Consider the following 20067-nt stretch of genomic DNA (forward strand, 5'->3'; position numbering starts at 1 on the left):
CATGCCAGCGCCGGCAGCGGGGCCGCGCCGGCGCCGGCCGCCTCGGCGGGTTCGGCCATCGGCTCGGCGCTCAGCTCCGCATTGCGCTTTGTCGGCGTCACCCCGGCCGACACCGCCGCCAGCGAGGACGAGGCGGCGGAAGAGGATGCGGTGGAAGACAGCGATCCGGAGCACGCCGCCATCGCCGGCGCCGGCCGCACCGGCTGGCACTGGGGCGCGTTGCCGTGGCGGCTGCGCTCGCCGCTGGCGTTCGGCGACTTCGCCTCCTCCTGGCCGTTCGGCCTGACCGCGCGCGGCATCGACTTCTACAAGGAGCGCGAGTACCTGGCCGATCTGGGCCGGCGCAGCAGCAGCTTCACCTTTGGCGCGCACCAGCCGGAAAAGAACGCGGCGCAGGAAATCGTCATCATGGTGATCGGCGAATCGTCGCGCTACGACCGCTGGGGCATCAACGGCTACGCGCGCGACACCACCCCGCTGCTGCGCCAGGAGCCCAATCTGGTGACGCTGCCGGACGTGATCACCTCGGTGTCGGCGACGCGGCTGTCGGTACCGGTCATCATCTCGCGCAAGCCGGCCATGCAAAGCCTGAAGGATGGCTTCTCCGAAAAATCCTTCCTCACGGCCTACAAGGAAGCCGGCTTCAAGACCTTCTGGCTGTCCAACCAGATCTCGTTCGGCCAGTTCGACACGCCGGTGTCGGTGTTTGCCAAGGAAGCCAATGTGATCCAGTTCATGAACCTGGGCGGCTTCACCAACAACTCCAACTTCGACCAGATCCTGCTGGAGCCGCTGCAACACGCGATCAGCGATCCGGCGCCCAAAAAACTGATCGTGCTGCACACGCTGGGCAATCACTGGAACTACAGCCAGCGCTATCCGAAGGAATTCGACCAATGGCAGCCATCGCTGTTCGGCGTCGACAAGCCGGTGTACACGGACCTGAAGATCAAGCCGCAGCTGAACAACAGCTACGACAACTCGATTTTGTACACCGACTGGTTCCTGTCGCAGGTGATCGGACAGTTGAAAGCCACGCGGCAGCTGACCTCCATGGTCTACGTGGCCGACCACGGCCAGACGCTGTATGACGGCGCCTGCAACCTCGCCTTCCACGGCCACAACACGCAATATGAATTCCATGTGCCGGCCTTGGTGTGGTACTCGGACGAGTACAAGGACCGCTACCCGGAGAAAGTGCGGCAGCTGCTACGCCACCGCAAGGCGCGCCTGGCCACCGAGAACATGTTCCACACCCTGCTGGACCTGGGCGACATTCAATACGACGACCAGAAGCTGGAGTGGAGCTTCCTCAACAAACAGTTCAAGCAGCACAAGCGCTACGTCGACAGCTACGGCTGGTCCAACTACGACAACGCTAACTTCAAGGGCGACTGCCGCGAAGTGATGGACAAGGGCAAACCGCTCAAACAGGAAAAGTAGCGAGGACTTCTAATAATGATTGATGCACGATTGAGCATTTTTTTGTCTCGCGACTGCCATTCCAAATAATCCTGCCAGCCTCTATTTGTGAACTGGAGATTGCGCATCAGAATCGCTCGCCTCGATGAGCTCATGCGACGAAACCTGCCCCGCACGCAACTCCGCCAGAGATTGCGCCAAGCGAGCGGCGTTCGCGGGGGAACTCAGCAGGTATGCGGTCTCCCTCAACGACCGATAAGTTTCATTCGTCATCATGACGAACGCAGAACCGTCCGCTCGCATCACTTTGAGTCCATCCTTGATACCGGCTACGCACTCCAACAGCGCATTCAAGTCATTACCGATTTCCGAAAACTGTATAGTCTTCATGATCCCCTCCGTGTCGGCCAAGTTGAGGCTAACAGTGTAACCTCAAAAATCCCACACGCCAGCAGCGTCCCTGCCAAACATTGATTTAGCGCAGCGCCAGGCTGCGCGAGCCAGACGTGCCGGCATCGCCGATCTTGAACACGCTGACGGTTTGCTGCAACTGGCCGGCCTGGTCTTGCAGCGACTGGGTGGCGGCGGCGGCTTCCTCCACCAGCGCGGCGTTCTGCTGCGTGACCTGATCCATCTGCGCCACGGCCTGGTTGACCTGGTCGATGCCTTCGCTCTGCTCGCGGCTGGCGACGGCGATTTCGCCGACGATCTGGGTCACCTGATGCACGTCGCCCACCAGCGTGGTCATGGTGGTGCCGGCCTGCTCGACCAGATTGGTGCCGAGCTGGATCTTCTGCACCGAGTCATCGATCAGCACTTTGATCTCCTTGGCCGCGGCGGCCGAGCGCTGCGCCAGATTGCGCACCTCGGTCGCCACCACCGCGAAGCCGCGGCCCTGCTCGCCGGCGCGCGCCGCTTCCACCGCCGCGTTCAGCGCCAGAATATTGGTCTGGAAGGCGATACCGTCGATCACGCCGGTGATGTCCACAATCTTGCGCGAGGCGTCGTTGATGTCGTTCATGGTGGAGACCACCTGCTGCATCACCTCGCCGCCCTGCGCCGCCGTGGCCGACGCGCCCTCCACCAGCTTGCGCGCCTGCTGGGCGTTTTCCGAGTTCTGCTTGACGGTGCTGGTCAGCTCCTCGATCGAGGCGGCGGTTTCCTCCAGCGAGCTGGCTTGCGTCTCGGTGCGCGAGGACAGTTCCATGTTACCGGCCGCCAGCTCCTGCGAGCCGGTGTTGATCACCTCCGCGCCCTGGCGCACGCGCGACACGGTCGACAGCAGATCGCGCTGCATGCGCTGGATCGCTTTCAGAAGGTGCTGGATCTCGTTTTCGCCGGCAGCTTCGATCTGCGCGGTGAGGTCGCCGCTGGCCACGCGGTCCAGCTGCTCGACCGCGCCTTCCAGCGGCACCAGCACCGTGGAACGCAGCAGCAGGTGGGCGCCGAACACCACGGCCAGCGCAATCAGCAAGCCCAGCGCCACCAGCCACATCACCACCTTGTATTCGCTGGCGCGGCTGTCGGCCAGCGTGTTGATCTCTTCATCGCCAGTCTTCTGGAATTTCTCCAGCAGCGCGGAGAAGGCGGCGCCGGTTGGGGTCAGCTCGCCGGCGTTGATGGCGGAGTAAGCGGCCGTGTCGTCCTTGGCCAGCGCGGCCGAGGCGCGCTCCAGCACCACCGACAGCTTGCGGCCGGCGTCGACCAGATCCTTTTTGAGCTGCGCATCCTGGCCCGGGTAATCGGGCGTCTTTTCAAACTTGTCGAGGAAATCCAGCGTGCGCTGGTAGGACTTCCTGGCGCTGGCCAGCGCGGAGTCGCGTTCGGCCTTGTTGTCGCTCTCTTTCAGCGCGGCGTAACCACGCGTCAGGGCGGAACGGGTGCGGGTGGTGTCCTTGTAGGCGTCGTTGATGGTGATGATCTGCTTGGCGATCTGATGCACGTCCGCGATCGAGCGGTTCGACTGCTGCAAGGCGAAGATGCCAAGCGCGGCACCGACCAGCAGCATCCCCGCAAACAACACCAACACGCCCAGCAAGCTCGTCTTCACAGTTATATTTTTCACGCCCGATCCCTTGCATTTAAAAAGTTGCAATGCAGTAATTATACGCTAATAAAATACCTTCCGAATCTAGAGCACGGCCGTACCGAAGCCCGTGCCGAACATCAGCGTGGCCGACAGGATATGCAGCCATTTGATCGCAAGGTATTCCATTATCTGCTCGCTCTCCACATAAAGAACATCAATGCCAGCAAGGGCAGGTTTTTGCTCAGCGGGCCGAAAGGATGGCGCCAGAACTCGGGCAGGAAGACGCTCATCACCACTGTGTAGCCGGCCACCAGCGCCAGCTGCGCGGCCCACAGCCAGCGGCGTGGGCGCAGCAGCAACAGCACGCCGATCGTGGCGTCGGTCAGGCTGGCGGCCAGCAGCATGGGCTCCTGTGCCAAGACCGGCACGCCGCACGCCGCCAGCCACGCGCGGCTTTCCGCGTGCGGCCAGCCGAACCATGATACCGCGGCAGTCCACAGCCACAGCGCGGCCATGGCGAGCGTGATCAGCGTGGCGGCCCAATCCCAGGCGGCGGCAACGCGCTGAGCCGGCCGCGCGAAGTGGGCGGGGTCGCGCAGCGGACGACCCAGCAGCGCGGCAACGGGACTGGCATCGGCGGTATTGCCGCCATCCGCGCTTTGCTCCAGCATCAGCAGCGATTCCGGCGTCAGTGCGCTGGACGGGATGAGCGCGGCCACGCGGGCAACGACGCGCGCGATGGGCAGCGGCAGGTCCAGCACCAGGCCGGGCGCAGCCTGCATGCCGCGCCGCAGATCGCCCAGATAGCCGGCCATGGTGGTGGCGCGCGGCCCCACCACCGCCAGCTCGCGTGGCCCAGCGGCGCTGGCCGTCACCAGCCTGACGATCACCGCCGCCAGATCGTCAACGTGTATCGGTTGCACCCTGGCGCCGTGCGCCATCGGCATCATCAGCGTGGGCAGCGTGGCCAACATGCGAAACATGACGCTGCTGGCGCCTTCCTCACCATACACCAGCGACGGGCGGATGATGGTTGGCTCCAGATCGCGCGCCAGCAGATCCACTTCCGCCGCGCCCTTGCTGCGCCAGTAGCCGGTGGCGGCATCGGGATGGCTGCCCAGCGCCGACACCTGCACCACGCGCCGCACGCCGAGTCGCTCGCAGGCGGCAAACAACGCCACCGGCGTGGCCCGATGCAGGCGATCGAAATCGCCGGCGCGCGCCTCGCGGATGATGCCGACGCAGTTGACCACCGCATCAAAGCCTTCCAGCAGCGGCAACCAGTCCTGTTCGGACGTCATGGCGCCAAAGTCCGCCTCCAGCCAGTGCTGAGGATGCTCACCCGCAGGACGGCGACGACTGGCGCCGATAACCGTGCAGCCGGCGCTGCGCAAGGCCCGCAGGGCGTGACCGCCTATCAAACCAGTGGCGCCAAGTATCAGGATTTTCATACCGCCTCCGTCTGTTATTTCTGTAAAAACAGAAATGATCGATCAAATTTTTTAGTCGCCGCCAAGCAAGCGAGCCACTTTACCGCCCATTTTGAGAAAGCGCTGCATGGTTGCCGGCGGCAAGTGTTTGTAATCGTCGTAGGTGGTGGTGAGCATTTCCAGGAAGTCCAGCACCTGCTCCATTTTAACCTTGGTGGCCTGCTCCAGTTGCGGATCGCTCTCCGCCTCCACGGCGCAGGCGCGCAGCACCGTCAGGGTGGGATCAATCTCGCGCTTCTTGCGCTCCTCGACGATGACGCGGAAGATTTCCCACACGTCCTGCAAGGCGAGGAGGTGATCACGCCGGTCGCCGGCGACGTGCGTAATACGCACCAGCCCCCAGCTTTGCAGCTCTTTCAGACTACTTCTATTTGGGCGAAGTCAAATCGGTATTTGATCGGCGGGATGGGCCATATAGTCGCTCAGCCAGGTGTGGATGCGGTTGGCTTTGGTGGTGATGGCGGGGGCGTAGCCTTGCTGGTTCAGCAGAGCGATGCCGTTGGTGTCTTGTAGCAGGCCCTGCGTCAGTTGCCAGTCATTGCCATCGCGGCGCACGCACCAGGGTTGCAGGCAGTCGGACAGCAAGGACGCCAGCACCAGATGGTGCGAAGCCACCACCACCCGCCCCTGCTGCGCCAGCGCGTGCAGCACCGCGCCAGCCGCCGATACCGATTCAAGGTAGTTCGTGCCGCGGAAGATTTCGTCGATGATGAAGATGGCCGGCCGCTGCGCCGCCAGCGCCAGCAATTCCCGCCCGCGCCGCAGCTCGGCCATGTAGAAGCTTTCGCCCTCGCCCAGCGCATCCTCGTTCTGCATGCTGGAGTACACCGGCAGCAACGGCGTCACCGCGTGCGCCGCGTAGCAGAAGCCGAAAGCGCGTGCGGTGATCAGGCTCAGGCCCACCGTGCGCAGCAAGGTACTCTTGCCAACGCCGTTCTGGCCGGAGATGAATACGCCCTGCCGCGCCATGCCGAAATCCAGCGCGCCCGCGTCGGACAGCAAGGGATGCACTACCTGCGCCAGCTCCACCGCGTCGCCCCGCTCCGCCCAGCAATGCACGGTTTGCGACAGGTGGCGCGCCAGCGCCAGATCCGCATCGAGTACCGCCACCCGCTCAAAGCTGGCGCGCAGGAAGGCGATGTTTTGGTTTACCACCGCGCGGCTGCGGAAGTAGTGACGCACGTTTTGCAGGAAGAGCCAGTCGCTGTAATCGCTCACCCCCGGCATGTCCGCCGTCAGCGAGCGGCTCAGGCGGCGATTGAGTTTGCCCGCCTCCACGGCGTCGTCGAATGGCAGCAGCGAGTGCGCGCGCAGCATCAGCTGGGTGGCGTCGAGGATGCGGCGCCACGCCTGCACCGCATCGTGATAGCGCACCTGCACCGCGCACAGCGTCAGCCACAAGACCAGCGTCACACCCCACATCGGCAACCATCCCAGCGCCAGCGCGGCAACGGCCGACAGCAGGAACGCCACCGGCAGCCACGCCAGCAAAGGCAGCCAGCGCGGCGACGACGGCAACGGCGCGCCAAACAAGGTTTCGCTGATCTCGCGGTCGGCGCGGCGCAAATCGGCGGTCGCGGTTTGCAGGCGCGCGCGCCCGGCGTCGTCCGCCATCAGGCCGCGTACGCGGGCGGCCGACGCGGACACGTCCTCCTCCGCATGCAGCCGCCGATGCAGCTCTTGCTGCCCGAAGATGCTGGTCTCGCGCGCCAGATGCGCGCTGTAGGCGGGCAGCAGCAGATCGTCCCAGGTCTGCTGATCCATCACGCCATCGGCGCCGGACCGCATGCGGCGGTACATGGCGACGTCGCTGGGGACAAAAGGATAATCGTTCATGCCGGCCTAGGTGCGCATGATGGACAGTTTTTCAAGTCCACGCCGGACAGCGCGGACAGGCCGGACGCTGTACGGACAGCGGACATGGGTACGCTACCCTTACAAATCAATCACTTAGCGTGTGGCACGCTTTCTGCATAACGTTGCCCGTTCACTCACAAACGAGCAAGCCATGATCCGCGACACCTCCAATCAAGACGCCGTCATCACCCCGCCCAAAGGCCACGGGAACAGGCGGCGCCTCCTCATCGCCGCCGGCGCCGTGGCGCTGGTCGCCATCGGCTGGTCGCTGGTGCACACCTGGCGCGGCAGCGACCATTCCGTCAACGCCTCGCGCCTGCGCATCGCCGAAGTCGGGCGCGGCACGCTGGTCCGCGACGCCGCCGTCAACGGCCGCGTGGTGGCCGCCGTCAGCCCGACCCTGTACGCGCCTTCGCTGGCCACCGTCACTCTGAAAGTCCATGCCGGCGACACGGTGAAGAAAGGCGACGTCCTCGCCGTGCTGGAGTCGCCCGACCTGACCGATGCCCTCAAGCGCGAACAGGCGGCCTACGCCCAGATCGAAGCCGACGTCGCGCGCCAGCGCATCCTGGCCCGCAAACAACAGCTGCTGGCCCAGCGCGACGCCGACACCGCCGAAATCGACCAGGTCTCGGCCCAGCGCACGCTGGAGCGCTACGACGCCGTCGCCAACGAAGGCGCGGTCGCCAAGATCGAATATCAGCGCGCCAAGGATGCGGTCAATTCCGCCGTCATCCGCGCCAAGCACGCCAAGGAAGCCTCCGCGCTGGAAAACGATAACGTGGCGCTGGAGCTGGAATCCAAGATCAAGCAGCTGGACCAGCAGCGCAGCACCCTGTCCAACGCCCAGCGCCGCGTCGACGAGCTGACCGTGCGCGCGCCGGTCGATGGCTTCATCGGCACGCTGTCCGTGGCTGATCGCAGCGTGGTCCCGGCCAACACGCCGCTGATGACGCTGGTCGACCTGTCGCGCCTTGAAGTGGAACTGGAAGTCCCGGAAACCTACGTCTCCGACATCGGCCTTGGCATGAACGCGGAAGTCAACTACGGCACCGGCACCACCACCGCCAAGCTGTCCGCGCTGTCGCCGGAAGTGGTGAAGAACCAGGTGCTGGCGCGGGTGCGCTTCAATGGCGAACAGCCGGCCGGCCTGCGCCAGAACCAGCGCGTCACCGCGCGCTTGCTGATCGACGAAAAACCCAACACCCTGATGGTGCAGCGCGGCCCGTTCGTGGAATCGGAAGGCGGCCGTTACGCCTACGTGGTCCGCGACGGCATCGCCATCCGCACCCCGGTCAAGCTGGGCGCCACCAGCGTCTCCGCCGTGGAAATCCTCGGCGGCCTGAAACAAGGCGACAAGATTGTCGTCGCCGGCACCGAAACCTTTGAGAACGCCGAACGCGTCTCGATCAATCAATAACTTTCTGAAGAGGCCCTCCATGCTGCGCATGAAAAACCTGAGCAAAGTCTATCGCACCCACATGATCGAGACCCACGCGCTGCGCGGTTTCGAGATCGACGTCAAGCAAGGCGAATTCGTCACCGTCACCGGCCCTTCCGGCTCCGGCAAAACCAGCTTCCTCAACATCGCCGGCCTGCTGGAGGAATTCACCGACGGCGAGTACATCCTCGACGGCATCAACGTCAAAGGCATGGACGACAACGCCCGCTCGCGCCTGCGCAACGAGAAGCTGGGCTTCATCTTCCAGGGCTTCAACCTGATACCCGACCTGTCGCTGTTCGATAACGTCGACGTGCCGCTGCGCTATCGCGGCTTCAACTCGGCCGAACGCAAGGAGCGCATCGAGGACGCGCTGTCCAAGGTGGGCCTGGCCTCGCGCATGAAGCACTACCCGGCCGAACTGTCGGGTGGCCAGCAGCAGCGCGTGGCGATCGCGCGCGCGCTGGCCGGTTCGCCCAAGCTGCTGCTGGCCGACGAGCCGACCGGTAACCTCGACACGCAGATGGCGCGCGGCGTGATGGAACTGCTGGAAGAGATCAACGCCCAGGGCACCACCATCCTGATGGTGACGCACGATCCGGAACTGGCGGTGCGCACGCAACGCAATGTGCACATCATCGACGGCCAGGTGTCGGATCTGGTGCGCAAGGCGCCGTCGCTGTCCAACGTTGCTTGAGGAGCCCGGCATGTTCCAATACTATTTCCTGCTGGGCGTGCGCAGCCTGCGCCGCAACCCGGCGCTGACCGCGCTGATGGTGCTGACGCTGGCGGTCGGCGTGGCCGCCAGCATCGCCACCCTGACCATCCTGCACGTGATGTCGGGCGACCCGATCCCGCACAAGAGCGACCGCCTGTTCGTACCGCTGATCGACAACGGTCAGCCCGACAACTACAAGCCGGGCGACAAGCCGGACGACAATCAGTTGAGCTACCGCGACGCCACCAATCTGCTGAACAGCAAGGCCGGCGAACGCCGCACCATCATCTTCGGCATCAGCCTGGCGATCGAACCTGAGCGCAAGGACATCGGCGTGTTCAACGCGCGCGGCATCGCCCCGACCGCGGACTTCTTCAATATGTTCGACGCCCCCTTCCTGCACGGCCAGGGCTGGAACCCGGGGGACGACAAGACCGGCGCCGACGTTGTGGTCCTGAGCCGCAAGCTGGCGGAAAAGATCTACGGCGACGCCGACCCGGTGGGCAAGCGCCTGACCATGGGCGGCTTCCAGTACCAGGTGGTGGGCGTGCTCGATACATGGAAGGTGGTCCCGCGCTTCCACCGCATCATCGGCAGCAACGACGGCGCCTTCAGCGAAGAGGATGAAATGTTCATTCCATTCGCCAGCGCCATCCGCCACGAATTCCAGCGCAACGGCAGCACCAGCTGCTACGACGACGTCGCGCCCGGCTACCAGGCCTTCCTTGATTCCGAGTGCACCTGGATTCAGGCCTGGATCGAAACCCGCGGCGCCTCCGACCGCGCCGAGCTGCAAAGCTTCCTCGATTCCTACGCCACCGAACAGCGCAAGCTGGGCCGCCTGAAACGCGCCGCCCCGAACATGCTGTACAACGTGCGCGAATGGCTGGACTACATGAAGGTGGTCGGCAACGACAACAAGCTGTCGGCCTGGCTGGCGTTCGGCTTCCTGGTCCTGTGCCTGGTGAACACCATCGGCCTGCTGCTGGCCAAGTTCTCGGTGCGCGCCGCGGAAGTCGGCATCCGCCGCGCGCTGGGCGCCTCGCGCCGCGAGATCTTCGCGCAGTTCCTGATCGAGACCACGGTGGTGGGACTGGTGGGCGGCGTGCTTGGCCTGCTGCTGGCCTTCGGCGCGCTGGCCCTGATCGCCATGCAGTCCAAGGCGCTGACGCTGGTGGCGCACATGGACTGGGTGATGCTGCTGACCACCTTCGCGCTGGCCGTGCTGTCCGCCATCCTGGCCGGCCTGCTGCCGACCTGGCGCGCCTGCCAGGTGACGCCGGCCCTGCAACTCAAATCCCAATAAGCGAACGCCATCATGGAAATCCGCCCTATTCTTTCCGCGCTGCTGCGCAATAAAACCGGCCCGATCCTGGTGGCGATCCAGGTCGCGCTCAGCCTCGGCATCCTCGCCAACGCGCTGCACATCGTGCAGGTGCGTCAAGCCGTGGCGGCCCGTCCGACCGGGCTGGAACGCGAGCAGGAGATCTACGTGATCTCGGTGCGCCACCTCAAGCAAGGCGGCCACGAAGACCAGTTGGCCACGCAGCGCAGGGACGCCGCCACGCTGCGCGCTGTGCCGGGTGTGCTGTCGGTGGCCGAGACCAGCCAGATGCCGCTGTCGCGCTCCGGGAATTACACCGGGCTGGCGGTGGACCGCAAGCAGACCCGCACCACCGCCACCTCGACCAGCTACAACAGCGCCGACTCGCTGGTGAAGACCTGGGGCCTGAAACTGACCGAGGGCCGCGACTTCTATCCGAACGAGGTGCCGGAGATCGATGTCAACACCAGCGACGACTTCCCGAAAGTGGGCATCGTCACCCGCACCCTGGCCGAGAAAATGTGGCCGGGCCAAAGCAGCTACGTCGGCAAGACGGTGTACTTCGGCGTCGGCGACAAGTCGCGCAGCGTGCAGGTGGTGGGGGTGGTGGATCGGCTGCAAAGCCCGAACGCCCAGATCGGCGACACCGGCGAATACTCCATCATCACGCCCGCGCGTCTGACGGGCAATGAAGTGGTCAGCTACACCGTGCGCGCCGAACCGGGACAGCTGGACCGGGTGATGAAGGAAACCGAGGAAGCCATCCGCAAGGCGTCGCCGTCGCCGGTGGTCACGCGCGCCAAGAGCGTGACCGAGTTCCGCACCGACCGCTATCGCGCCGACAACGCGCTGGCGTGGATGCTGGTGACGGTGAGCGTGCTGCTGTTGCTGATCACCGCCAGCGGCATCGTCGGCATGGCCAGCCTGTGGGTGACGCAGCGCCGCAAGCAGATCGGCGTGCGGCGCGCGCTGGGTGCGCGCCGCATCGACATCCTGCGCTACTTCATCACCGAGAACTTCATGATCACCAGCGCCGGCGTGGCGGCCGGCCTGCTGATCGCGCTCGGCCTGAATCAGCTGCTGGTCAGCCAGCTGGAGATGCCGCGCCTGCCGACCGGTTATCTGCTGGGTGGCGCCGCCATCTTCTGGGCACTGGGCGTGAGCGCGGTGTACGGCCCGGCATGGCGCGCGGCCAGCATCTCGCCGGCGACGGCCACGCGCAGCGCCTGAACGCGCGCGGGAATGTTATGCTTGCGGCATGCCTACCGTATTAATCATTGACGACAATGCCGCCGTTGCCGTGGCCCTCGACGTGCTGTTCTCGCTGCACGATATCGAGGCGCTGCGCGCGGCCTCGCCCGAAGCCGGGCTGGCGATGCTGGAACAGCACAGTGTGGACCTGGTCATCCAGGACATGAACTTCACGGCCGACACCACCTCGGGCGAGGAAGGCACGGCGCTGTTCAATGCGATCCGCGACCGCTATCCGGACCTGCCGGTTATTTTGCTCACCGCGTGGACGCATCTGAACGCGGCGGTGGATCTGATCAAGGCCGGTGCCGCCGACTATCTGGCCAAGCCGTGGGATGACCACAAGCTGATCGCCACCGTCAACAATCTGATCGAACTGGGTCAGGCCAAGCGCGCCTTGCAGCAGCGCGTGCGGGGCGAGTTGCGCCAGCGCCGCGAGCTGGAACGCGGCCATGATTTGCGCGGCATGGTGTTCCAGGACCCGGCCACGGAACGGGTGATTCACCTGGCTTGCCAGGTGGCGCGGGCGGATGTGCCGGTGCTGATCTCCGGCCCCAATGGCACCGGCAAGGAACGGATTGCGGAAATCATCCAGGCCAATTCCTCGGTGCGCAACGGGCCGTTCGTGGTGTTGAATTGCGGCGCGATTCCATCCGAGCTGATTGAGGCGGAGTTGTTCGGCGCGGAGGCTGGCGCTTACACCGGGGCTTCCAAGGCGCGCGAGGGCAAGTTCGAGGCGGCCGATGGCGGCACGCTGTTCCTTGACGAAATCGGCAACCTGCCGCTGGCGGGGCAGATGAAATTGCTGCGCGTGCTGGAGACCGGGCGCTTCGAGCGGCTGGGGTCCAATCGCGAGCGGCAGGTGAAGGTGCGCGTGGTCAGCGCCACCAACGCGGACTTGCAGGCCATGATCAAGGCCGGCACCTTCCGCGAGGATTTGTTTTATCGCCTGAATGTGATCGAGTTGCGCTTGCCGCCATTGGCGGCGCGGCCGATGGATATCCTGCCGCTGGCGATGCACTTCCTCGGGCCGGAAAAGCAGCTGCATGCCGACGCGCAGGCGGCGCTGCTGGCGCACCAGTGGCCTGGCAATGTGCGCGAGTTGAAGAACGTGATGATGCGCGCCGGCCTGCTGGCCAGCGGCGATGTGATCAAGGTGGCGGACCTCGGTCTGCCGCCGGCGGTGGGCGGCGGCAACGGCAGCGATGAAGCCAGCCGCGAGCCGGACCGCGACGCCATCAGCCTGGCACTGAGCCGCGCGGGCGGCGTGGTGGCGCAAGCGGCGGCGGAACTCGGCCTGTCGCGCCAGGCCCTCTACCGCCGCATGGAGCGGCTCGGCATCGTTCGTCCGTGATGAACGCCCCCGGCGACGACCGCCCCACACCGCCGCGCCAAAGCGCGCCGCTCGGGCCGGAGGCGCGCCGGCCGCGCGGCTTGCGGCTTTCGCTGCTCACGCGCTGGACCGCGCTGGTGGGCACGCTGCTCACGCTCGGCATCCTGATCGCGCTGGCGAGCGATCACTTCTTCCCCCACAACCCCGGCCTGGTGCTGGCGATCTGCCTGCTGTGCGTGGTGCCGATCTCCATCATTACCATCCGCGCCGAACTGGAACGCATGCTGTCGCTGTTCCGCGCCCTGACCGGCACCGTCACCAGCTACAAGGACGGCGACTTCTCCTTCAGCCTGCATTGGCCGCAGAACGATGAACTGAGCGATCTGGTCACCGCCCACAACGCCCTCGGCGACGTGCTGCGCCAGCAGCGCCTCGACCTCGTGCAGCGCGAACTGCTGCTCGACACCATGGTGCAAAACACGCCGGTCGCCATGCTGCTGGTGAGCGAGTCCGGTCCCATCGTCTACGCCAACATCGCCGCGCGTCAGCTGCTGAACCAGGGCCGCAAGCTGGAAGGCCACAAACTCGACGAGGTGCTGAACCACGCCTCGCCCGCCCTGCTGGAAGCCCTCGCGCGCGGCGGCGACGGCCTGTTCACCACCAAGGACGGCGAAGACGAAGACGTCTACCACCTGGCCCGCCGCAGCTTCAACCTGAACGGCCGCAAACACGAACTGCTGCTGCTGCGCCAACTGACCATGGAACTGCGCCGGCAGGAAGTGCAAACGTGGAAGAAAGTCATCCGCGTCATCAGCCATGAGCTCAACAACTCACTGGCGCCATTGACCTCGCTGGCCCACTCCGGCGCGGAACTGGTAAGGCGTGGCCAGACCGAACGCCTGCCGCAAATCCTCGCCACCATCGAAGAGCGCACGCGTCATCTGGAAAGCTTCATCCTCGGCTACGCGCGCTTTGCCAAGCTGCCGGCGCCACGACTGGAAGCCCAGCACTGGCAACCCTTCCTGACCCAGTTGGGCGAGCAAGTCGTATTCCAGCAGATCGGCGAAGCGCCCGCCGAACCATGCGCCTTCGACCCCGCCCAGCTGGAGCAAGCGCTATTGAACCTGCTGAAGAACGCCCACGAATCCGGCTCGCCCGCCGATCAGGTCAGCCTTGAAGTGCGCCGCCTGCACGAAGGGGTGCGCATCGACGTGCAGGACCGCGGCCCCGGCATGAGCGACGCCGTGCTGACCAACGCGCTGGTGCCGTTCTATTCCACCAAGCGCAGCGGCACCGGCCTGGGCCTGGCCCTGGCGCGCGAAATCGCCGAAGCCCACGGCGGCCGCATCACCCTCACCAACCGCGACGGCGGCGGCCTGACCGTCACCATGATCCTGCCGCTGGCCTGAGAACAGGGGCACATGGGAAAGCATTAACAGCTTACCCTCACATCGCCCTCACCGGTCCGAAGATTGAGGCCGATCCAACAACGATAGTGACTTTCCTTCGGATCACTCAGCTTCGCTGTATATGAGCATTCGACTCCTTTTTTACGCCGGTCGCGATCCCCATTCTCAGAACTGCAAGTTGGATGAGAATCTGGACCGACCAAATCGAAAAGTTCTTTCGCCGCTTGCCCATCAATGACGACCGTTAGCACGCTATCGGCCTTCGTCGGCGCTTCGGGATACGTAGCGGTTTCAGAATGAATCAAGTACCTTGCACGCAAGGGGCGCCACTCGCCACCGCCTGCATATGCCAGCACTGAGAAAAGAACTGTGCTCAAGACGGAAATCAGCCAGATGCATTTTTTCATGCTTAGCCTCGCAATTCGACATGAAAATGATTATCGTGATTCTTCATCTTCTTCACGAAGGGGATGTTCGGGTCATTGAAGAATATCTGAACGACAGGCGCAAAGGTACGGAACATTTCGATCAACCGTTTCGTCCCCTCTTTGTCGTAGTGCGAGTCCGACCAAATCACACCCTCTTCAAGACCGTCTTTACGCAACGGACGAACGTCCACCTGAAGGCCGTTCTTGTGTGAGCGATGATCTGGGGTTGCGCCCCCCCCGGCGATACTGATGTCTCCAACGCCAAATCTGCGCTTATCAATAGCCTGCCACTCAAACGCCACTCGCAAAATCGCGGTCATCATCAGCGGGGAAGCGTACTGGTATGCGCCTCTCGCTGGCTTTTTATGTAGCTCACCGTAGACATAGTAGCCCGAGTCCATCGGAGTCTGAGGCAACATGAAAAAGTGGCGCGAATCCTCTGGCGGACGCAGCGAATCATCTTCTACCATGATAGAAGCCCCCTCAGATGATTCTATTGGTGGCGAGATCCCAACCGCCGGTGGTACTGCCTCCAGCACCGCCGCCAATTTTCTGTTGCGTATATTTCCATTTCACCCGCGAGAACTTCAGTCCGACGGAGTCATGCAGAATATTCCCCTCACTCACCACCTGTTCCATATTGGCGATTAGCACATTCTCTAACTCGACTTCGTAATACTTTACCCGCTCGCCTTGCCCATCAGCGCGCATGAATTCGATCCTAGCTTTAGGAATCGTCCTGCCTGCGGAACTGGTCTGCATCAGAATTGGCGAAGACAGGTCGGTAAGCTTAGTGATAGAGAGTGTCCGGTGTTCACATCTTTCGGCGGTATGGCCCCCAGCTGTCGATGCCGTTGCGCTCTTGGGTTGCGCCACGCCTAAATACGCTGAGGTTACTTCGATCCAGCCTATGTGGGATGAATCGGCCGATTCGCCCTTTATGCCGTCGATTTGCAGGTATACGTCGATTGCCATGATGACTCCAAATTAAGAGGTGTGTCAGAGCATTCTTGCGTAGACCTCACTTGGATAAATTGGGGTACATCAAGCAAAAAACAAATTGGGCAGCCGCAACATGACGCATCAAGGCGTGACAACACGCCATCTTCAGATCGCGCGCAGACCGCTTAAGTGCCGCACTGGATTTTATCCCACGAACAAGCGTAATCAACGAAGCAGACTTTGAGGGATTTAAACGCAAATTTCTTATTGCGTTTGATGAAGCTGAACGTGGAGGCGGCGTGGCAACTGCCAGTCGCCTGTTGGCATTGAAACGACCAGACTATTTCGTGTGCGTGGACAGCGCCAACAAGAGCAAGCTGTCTAAGGCAATAGGAATTAGGATGGGTCATATAACGCTTGATACAGGCCATCGTTCACCAAATCGTCGAACTCTGATCGGCGATGGTCATAGATGGCCGCGCACTCCAGTCGTGCTGCCTACGATAGTCTTCAATGCGGAGATCACCGATGAAAAGCCTTGGAGCTTTAGCGCCTCATTCAGATGCAACCCGTTCGGGGCTGTGATTATTTGAGACTTTTCATCATGGAAATTTTCATATAATGGGATCTTTTCTAGGACATCCCATGCTTCAGGACGTATCCATCTGGGTCTATGACATCAGCCGATGCGGTTACTACGCGTACCGTGGTGCAGAAGACCGCGCCCCATTGTTCGGCGGCGTGACCACGACCTTTGCCGCATTAGAGAACTGGGTGGACGGCAAACTGCTGGGGCAGACCGCAACCTATGGCGCCAATGAAGGAGACGAAGTCGCAGAGTCCTATCTGTTGGATATCCATCATGGTGCGCACGGTGATTACTTGGTGGGTATCTGGAACCGTCTCCCAGGCAACCGACATCACGTTTCTTCTGTAGGTATCGGCGACGTGGTTGGGGCGGCTTCGGCCGAGGTCACCGAGCTCGACCGTGATCGCATTCCCGGCTTTGCGACGTATTTCTGGGTGATGCCGGCCGAGCGCCGCGTGGCGGCCATTGGCCTCAAGCACCTGAGCCACGGCCTTATTAACTTCGGCAATTACCTGACGGGCTTCCTGAAGTTCATCAATCCCGATCATGTGGTACTCGGCGACGAAGGGCCGAACAACGAGCTAGTCATCAATGGCTACCGCGCAGCACCTGATGCCGACGTTCATCCTGCTGGGATTCGGCCGACGTTTAACATTAAGTCGATCCCCCGTGGCGGCGATCTTGACTACTTGCGCCAAAACGTTGGCGCGATATCCAAGGTGATGTGCAAAACTGTGATCTCAACCATGGAACCGGCACAGCGGAATTGGCTTCAATCGATGCTCGACGTGGCACGCATTGCAAAGGCACCAGCGCCAAACGTTGTAGACGCGCCCATCCGTGTCGAATTCCCAATTGCGTTGACGCTGGACGAGCTTAACGCAAGCATCGCTGAGTGGGAGGAAGACATCAGCGATTCAAGTGAGAACGATTTGGGATTCCGTCTTAACGACGGCCAGAAGAAGTGGCTGCGCAAGTCTCACGCGCGCGAAAACAAGCGACTTGACGTAGAATGGGTGGATGACGAGTTGATTAACCTCGCCGCTCTGCTCGGGCAACTTCAAGTTCACCGAGCGGAAATCCTTGCTTTGGGGTAGATGAAATGATCTGGTTCCACATGGTGTTCGGCGCGCTATCCGGGTACATCGGCTACCACTTCGGTGCCGTCATCAAGCTGGAAGACCAGTGGCCCTACTTTGAAGCGCTCCGCACGACCACCTCGATTGTGTTTGGCGTCATGGGTGCGCTGTTGGCTGTTGTGTTTCCCGAAGTACTAAAATTCGGTTTGCGCAACGCTGGCGTGCCCATGGGCGAGAGCAACCTGCGCCGTGTGCTGATGCCTTGCGCCAATTCTGCACTTCTGCTTGTCGTACTTGTTGTCCTGGGACCGGTGTTCGCCTGGATCAAGGCTACGACTCCCGCCGACACTGGAATGCAGCAGGCGCTGTTTTGCCTCTTTTGCTTGCTGACCTACTGGCAAGTCATCATTTTGCAGATGGTATTGCTGCCGATGGACATCTTGATGACCAACACGACCGTGGCAGCAGCGCGTGACCGACTACGACGGGCGATCCATTCTAACGGTCGAGGATAGAAAAAGGGCCTCATCAGAGGCCCTTATTTCGTGTGCGACCAGGATTGTCATCCGGCGCTACTGGTGGACTAGCCGATACATCCCTCCTGTGGCGAGAAACCATCCAGCAAGTAATAGAAGTGATACAAAAATCACCGTACCCATGCCGCTGAATCGTTCAGTCCAAGCCGTCAACAACTGCCATCCAGTGCCGCCGCTGACTCGAGTATTCGATAAGGCCACGTAATATACGCATTGAAAAAGCGTTACCACGGCACAAAGCGCGATGCAAAGAAAAGCAAGCATATCAAACATCATCCAATGAACATAACGGTCGCCCAGCACATGGAAGAATTTGAACGATCCACTGATGACGACGGCGACGGACAGTGGACTGTTGCCGAGCAGCCGCTGGGCAAATGCGACCACATCTGGACTAATCGCCTGAATGGCCTGTTCCGTGACCCAAAAACAGCCAACCGATACGAAGAACGGAAAAATGGCATGTCGCCACCAGTCAATAGTGTTGAACTGCCCGGTCAACCACGCCAGCAATGATGCCGTCATCGAAAACATCGCGACGCCGGAAATAAAGCAGTAAAGCGCGAACGCGATCTGTGGCAGGAACGCTGCGAATAAAAACATTGCGATCAGTAACGCAACCCCCACAATAATGAAGAGGGATGAGCCATCATCATTCGAATTACTTCCCCCTCTGTGGTAATGATGGTGGTGGACTTCCTTACTGTTGCGGCGCTCTCGCCGGTCTCGGGAATCCTCAATTCGTTCTCGTGCATCTTGCGGCGATAGGTGACTTGCTCTTCCATCGCTTGGTGGAGCGGTGCCCAAAGCCGAAAAAATGCACGCAAAAATGACGCCAACCAATGGACCAGCCACCCATGCTTCAAAATGTGAGTTGCCAAGTACGCTAACCAATGCTTCCAGCATATTTTCTTCCCCTCAGCTTCAAAAATACTGTTTTAATATACAGCATAAGTTACCACATGGAAAGTTTTTCTTCTCTATTAGATAAATTTCTCAAGCGGCACATGACTGCCAGTCATCGCCTGAATGCACCTAGGTCTACTACGGATAACGATATCGGCTAACCTGCGGGAACGTCAGTGGCGGTGTCCTATAGTGCTCAGGCCACAATCAGACGCACGACCCAAGCCAATCAGACGAGAATGTGTGCCAAATACAATTAATAACCATTGTGACTGCCTAAGCCACTTTCCCAATGTACTAAGCCCCAAGGACTGGATAGGGCGTTTACATCAATGACAATCTAAAAATTCGGAGGTCCGCCCATGCGGGAAGCTCACACTAAGCGAATGTGAGTTCGATCGCGCCGTTAGCGCCGCAAAGAAGAAGGGCCACGTCCATAACCAGCCTGCTAAACTAGCGGGCTATGTCCAAGTCTTCAAACTCATATACGGCCAACATTCGGTTCGATCAGCCCGGTTATCCTCCCGCTACCACCACGGAGTTTGAAGGGGTGCGCAGCCTGCATCTCGGCACCTCATGGGTGCAGGGGGCGATGCGCATCGCCAAGCCAGACAACATCGAGCTCGAATACGTGCAGATGATGATGATGTGGCTGCTCTTCAACGACCAACCGCGGCACATCGTGCAACTGGGCCTGGGCAGCGCCGCGCTCACCAAATTCTGCTATCGCCGCCTGCCGCAGGCGCGCGTCACCGCCATCGAACTCAATCCCAACGTGATCGCCATGTGCGAATCGCAGTTCGCGCTGCCGCCCAACGACGAGCGCCTCAACGTGCGCGAAATGAACGCCATGGACTTCGTGCTCGATCCGGCCAACCGCAACACGGTCGACATCCTGCAAGTGGATTTGTACGATGAAGAGGCGCGCGGTCCGGTGCTGGACTCGCAGGAGTTTTACGAAGGCTGCGCCAACGTGCTGCGCGACGGCGGCATGATGACCACCAATGTGTTCGGCGATGACTTCACCAACTACGACAAGAACTTGCAAACCATGGAGCTGGTGTTCGACGCCGTGGTGTGGCTGCCGGAAGTCCACGACGCCAACATCGTGGTCATCGCGTTTAAAAACGCGCCCTCGCTGGACTTCAGCGTGCTGTATGAACGGGCGTCGGAGATCAGGAAAACCTTGAACCTGCCGGCGAAAAACTGGGTCAACGGCCTGAAAGGCTGGATGCGCGACCACCAGTAGTTTTCCGCATATCGATATGCGCCCGCGTCATACCGATGCATGCACGCCACACTTTTGTGCATAT

General features: G+C 61.8%; 19 protein-coding genes. 10 read left to right on the forward strand and 9 right to left on the reverse strand.

Annotation, left to right across the window (positions count from 1 at the left end; all coding sequences use genetic code 11):
* Nucleotides 1–1443: phosphoethanolamine transferase (locus GM676_RS17980; protein ID WP_155465169.1), on the forward strand; the 1443-nt coding region annotated here is incomplete at its 5' end.
* Nucleotides 1444–1524: 81 nt separating this feature from the next.
* Here GM676_RS17980 and GM676_RS17990 read toward each other — a convergent pair.
* From GM676_RS17990 to GM676_RS18010, 5 genes are all read right to left on the reverse strand, one after another.
* The gene (locus GM676_RS17990) at nt 1525–1812 is read right to left on the reverse strand and encodes a type II toxin-antitoxin system Phd/YefM family antitoxin (RefSeq protein ID WP_155465171.1); all 288 of its coding nucleotides are present in this window, start codon (nt 1810–1812) and stop codon (nt 1525–1527) included.
* 85 nt (nt 1813–1897) lie between these two features.
* Nucleotides 1898–3487 (reverse strand): methyl-accepting chemotaxis protein, encoded by a 1590-nt coding sequence (locus tag GM676_RS17995; protein WP_211923253.1) that lies wholly within the window; start codon nt 3485–3487, stop codon nt 1898–1900.
* A gap of 149 nt (nt 3488–3636) precedes the next feature.
* A complete protein-coding gene (locus GM676_RS18000) occupies nt 3637–4902 on the reverse strand; it encodes an SDR family oxidoreductase (protein ID WP_155465172.1) in 1266 nt (421 codons plus the stop codon).
* 51 nt (nt 4903–4953) lie between these two features.
* Nucleotides 4954–5274, reverse strand: coding sequence for a GbsR/MarR family transcriptional regulator (locus GM676_RS18005; protein WP_229262752.1), 321 nt, complete (start codon nt 5272–5274; stop codon nt 4954–4956).
* 48 nt (nt 5275–5322) lie between these two features.
* Nucleotides 5323–6777, reverse strand: coding sequence for a MutS-related protein (locus tag GM676_RS18010; protein ID WP_155465173.1), 1455 nt, complete (start codon nt 6775–6777; stop codon nt 5323–5325).
* 172 nt (nt 6778–6949) lie between these two features.
* On the opposite strand from GM676_RS18010, the gene GM676_RS18015 reads away from it, so the two are divergent.
* From GM676_RS18015 to GM676_RS18040, 6 genes are read left to right on the forward strand one after another with little or no spacing between them, the layout of a single operon-like run.
* On the forward strand, nt 6950–8218 hold the full coding sequence (locus GM676_RS18015; RefSeq protein ID WP_155465174.1) for an efflux RND transporter periplasmic adaptor subunit: 1269 nt from the start codon (nt 6950–6952) through the stop codon (nt 8216–8218).
* 19 nt (nt 8219–8237) lie between these two features.
* Entirely contained in the window at nt 8238–8936 is a 699-nt protein-coding gene (locus tag GM676_RS18020) for an ABC transporter ATP-binding protein (RefSeq protein WP_155465175.1), read from the forward strand.
* Nucleotides 8937–8946: 10 nt separating this feature from the next.
* On the forward strand, nt 8947–10263 hold the full coding sequence (locus GM676_RS18025; protein ID WP_155465176.1) for an ABC transporter permease: 1317 nt from the start codon (nt 8947–8949) through the stop codon (nt 10261–10263).
* A gap of 12 nt (nt 10264–10275) precedes the next feature.
* Nucleotides 10276–11511 carry an ABC transporter permease gene (locus tag GM676_RS18030; protein ID WP_155465177.1) on the forward strand — a complete coding sequence of 412 codons (1236 nt, stop codon included), beginning with the start codon at nt 10276–10278 and terminating at the stop codon, nt 11509–11511.
* 28 nt (nt 11512–11539) lie between these two features.
* The gene (locus GM676_RS18035; RefSeq protein WP_155465178.1) at nt 11540–12886 is read left to right on the forward strand and encodes a sigma-54-dependent transcriptional regulator; all 1347 of its coding nucleotides are present in this window, start codon (nt 11540–11542) and stop codon (nt 12884–12886) included.
* On the forward strand, nt 12886–14274 hold the full coding sequence (locus GM676_RS18040; protein ID WP_155465261.1) for a sensor histidine kinase: 1389 nt from the start codon (nt 12886–12888) through the stop codon (nt 14272–14274). The genes GM676_RS18035 and GM676_RS18040 overlap by 1 nt, the downstream gene beginning before the upstream one ends.
* Before the next feature lie 23 nt (nt 14275–14297).
* Here GM676_RS18040 and GM676_RS18045 read toward each other — a convergent pair whose 3' ends face one another.
* Genes GM676_RS18045 through GM676_RS18055 form a run of 3 tightly spaced genes read right to left on the reverse strand, consistent with a single transcriptional unit; the run spans nt 14298 to nt 15677 of the window.
* Nucleotides 14298–14681 carry a hypothetical protein gene (locus GM676_RS18045; RefSeq protein WP_229262753.1) on the reverse strand — a complete coding sequence of 128 codons (384 nt, stop codon included), beginning with the start codon at nt 14679–14681 and terminating at the stop codon, nt 14298–14300.
* 2 nt (nt 14682–14683) lie between these two features.
* The gene (locus tag GM676_RS18050) at nt 14684–15172 is read right to left on the reverse strand and encodes a penicillin-insensitive murein endopeptidase (RefSeq protein ID WP_155465179.1); all 489 of its coding nucleotides are present in this window, start codon (nt 15170–15172) and stop codon (nt 14684–14686) included.
* 13 nt (nt 15173–15185) lie between these two features.
* Complete coding sequence (locus GM676_RS18055; protein WP_155465180.1) at nt 15186–15677, reverse strand: Hcp family type VI secretion system effector; 492 nt, start codon at nt 15675–15677, stop codon at nt 15186–15188.
* Nucleotides 15678–16289: 612 nt separating this feature from the next.
* Here GM676_RS18055 and GM676_RS18060 point away from each other — a divergent pair.
* Complete coding sequence (locus tag GM676_RS18060) at nt 16290–17330, forward strand: hypothetical protein (RefSeq protein ID WP_155465181.1); 1041 nt, start codon at nt 16290–16292, stop codon at nt 17328–17330.
* 5 nt (nt 17331–17335) lie between these two features.
* A complete protein-coding gene (locus tag GM676_RS18065; protein WP_155465182.1) occupies nt 17336–17827 on the forward strand; it encodes a hypothetical protein in 492 nt (163 codons plus the stop codon).
* A gap of 57 nt (nt 17828–17884) precedes the next feature.
* Here GM676_RS18065 and GM676_RS18070 read toward each other — a convergent pair whose 3' ends face one another.
* Nucleotides 17885–18754: a hypothetical protein gene (locus GM676_RS18070; RefSeq protein ID WP_229262754.1), complete on the reverse strand. Its 870-nt coding sequence runs from the start codon at nt 18752–18754 to the stop codon at nt 17885–17887.
* Nucleotides 18755–19217: 463 nt separating this feature from the next.
* On the opposite strand from GM676_RS18070, the gene GM676_RS18075 reads away from it, so the two are divergent.
* On the forward strand, nt 19218–20003 hold the full coding sequence (locus tag GM676_RS18075) for a spermine/spermidine synthase domain-containing protein (RefSeq protein WP_155465183.1): 786 nt from the start codon (nt 19218–19220) through the stop codon (nt 20001–20003).
* Nucleotides 20004–20067: the final 64 nt, after the last annotated feature.

The organism is Duganella radicis, from assembly GCF_009720825.1.
Lineage (GTDB): Bacteria > Pseudomonadota > Gammaproteobacteria > Burkholderiales > Burkholderiaceae_D > Rugamonas > Rugamonas radicis.

What these genes read in the sequence shown, in the direction of transcription:
- GM676_RS17990 (WP_155465171.1), bottom strand. Translation starts at nt 1,812, where the DNA reads ATGAAGACTATACAGTTTTCGGAAATCGGTAATGACTTGAATGCGCTG.
- GM676_RS18000 (WP_155465172.1), bottom strand. Translation starts at nt 4,902, where the DNA reads ATGAAAATCCTGATACTTGGCGCCACTGGTTTGATAGGCGGTCACGCC.
- GM676_RS18010 (WP_155465173.1), bottom strand. Translation starts at nt 6,777, where the DNA reads ATGAACGATTATCCTTTTGTCCCCAGCGACGTCGCCATGTACCGCCGC.
- GM676_RS18015 (WP_155465174.1), top strand. Translation starts at nt 6,950, where the DNA reads ATGATCCGCGACACCTCCAATCAAGACGCCGTCATCACCCCGCCCAAA.
- GM676_RS18020 (WP_155465175.1), top strand. Translation starts at nt 8,238, where the DNA reads ATGCTGCGCATGAAAAACCTGAGCAAAGTCTATCGCACCCACATGATC.
- GM676_RS18025 (WP_155465176.1), top strand. Translation starts at nt 8,947, where the DNA reads ATGTTCCAATACTATTTCCTGCTGGGCGTGCGCAGCCTGCGCCGCAAC.
- GM676_RS18030 (WP_155465177.1), top strand. Translation starts at nt 10,276, where the DNA reads ATGGAAATCCGCCCTATTCTTTCCGCGCTGCTGCGCAATAAAACCGGC.
- GM676_RS18035 (WP_155465178.1), top strand. Translation starts at nt 11,540, where the DNA reads ATGCCTACCGTATTAATCATTGACGACAATGCCGCCGTTGCCGTGGCC.
- GM676_RS18040 (WP_155465261.1), top strand. Translation starts at nt 12,886, where the DNA reads ATGAACGCCCCCGGCGACGACCGCCCCACACCGCCGCGCCAAAGCGCG.
- GM676_RS18045 (WP_229262753.1), bottom strand. Translation starts at nt 14,681, where the DNA reads ATGAAAAAATGCATCTGGCTGATTTCCGTCTTGAGCACAGTTCTTTTC.
- GM676_RS18050 (WP_155465179.1), bottom strand. Translation starts at nt 15,172, where the DNA reads ATGGTAGAAGATGATTCGCTGCGTCCGCCAGAGGATTCGCGCCACTTT.
- GM676_RS18055 (WP_155465180.1), bottom strand. Translation starts at nt 15,677, where the DNA reads ATGGCAATCGACGTATACCTGCAAATCGACGGCATAAAGGGCGAATCG.
- GM676_RS18060 (WP_155465181.1), top strand. Translation starts at nt 16,290, where the DNA reads ATGCTTCAGGACGTATCCATCTGGGTCTATGACATCAGCCGATGCGGT.
- GM676_RS18065 (WP_155465182.1), top strand. Translation starts at nt 17,336, where the DNA reads ATGATCTGGTTCCACATGGTGTTCGGCGCGCTATCCGGGTACATCGGC.
- GM676_RS18070 (WP_229262754.1), bottom strand. Translation starts at nt 18,754, where the DNA reads ATGCTGGAAGCATTGGTTAGCGTACTTGGCAACTCACATTTTGAAGCA.
- GM676_RS18075 (WP_155465183.1), top strand. Translation starts at nt 19,218, where the DNA reads ATGTCCAAGTCTTCAAACTCATATACGGCCAACATTCGGTTCGATCAG.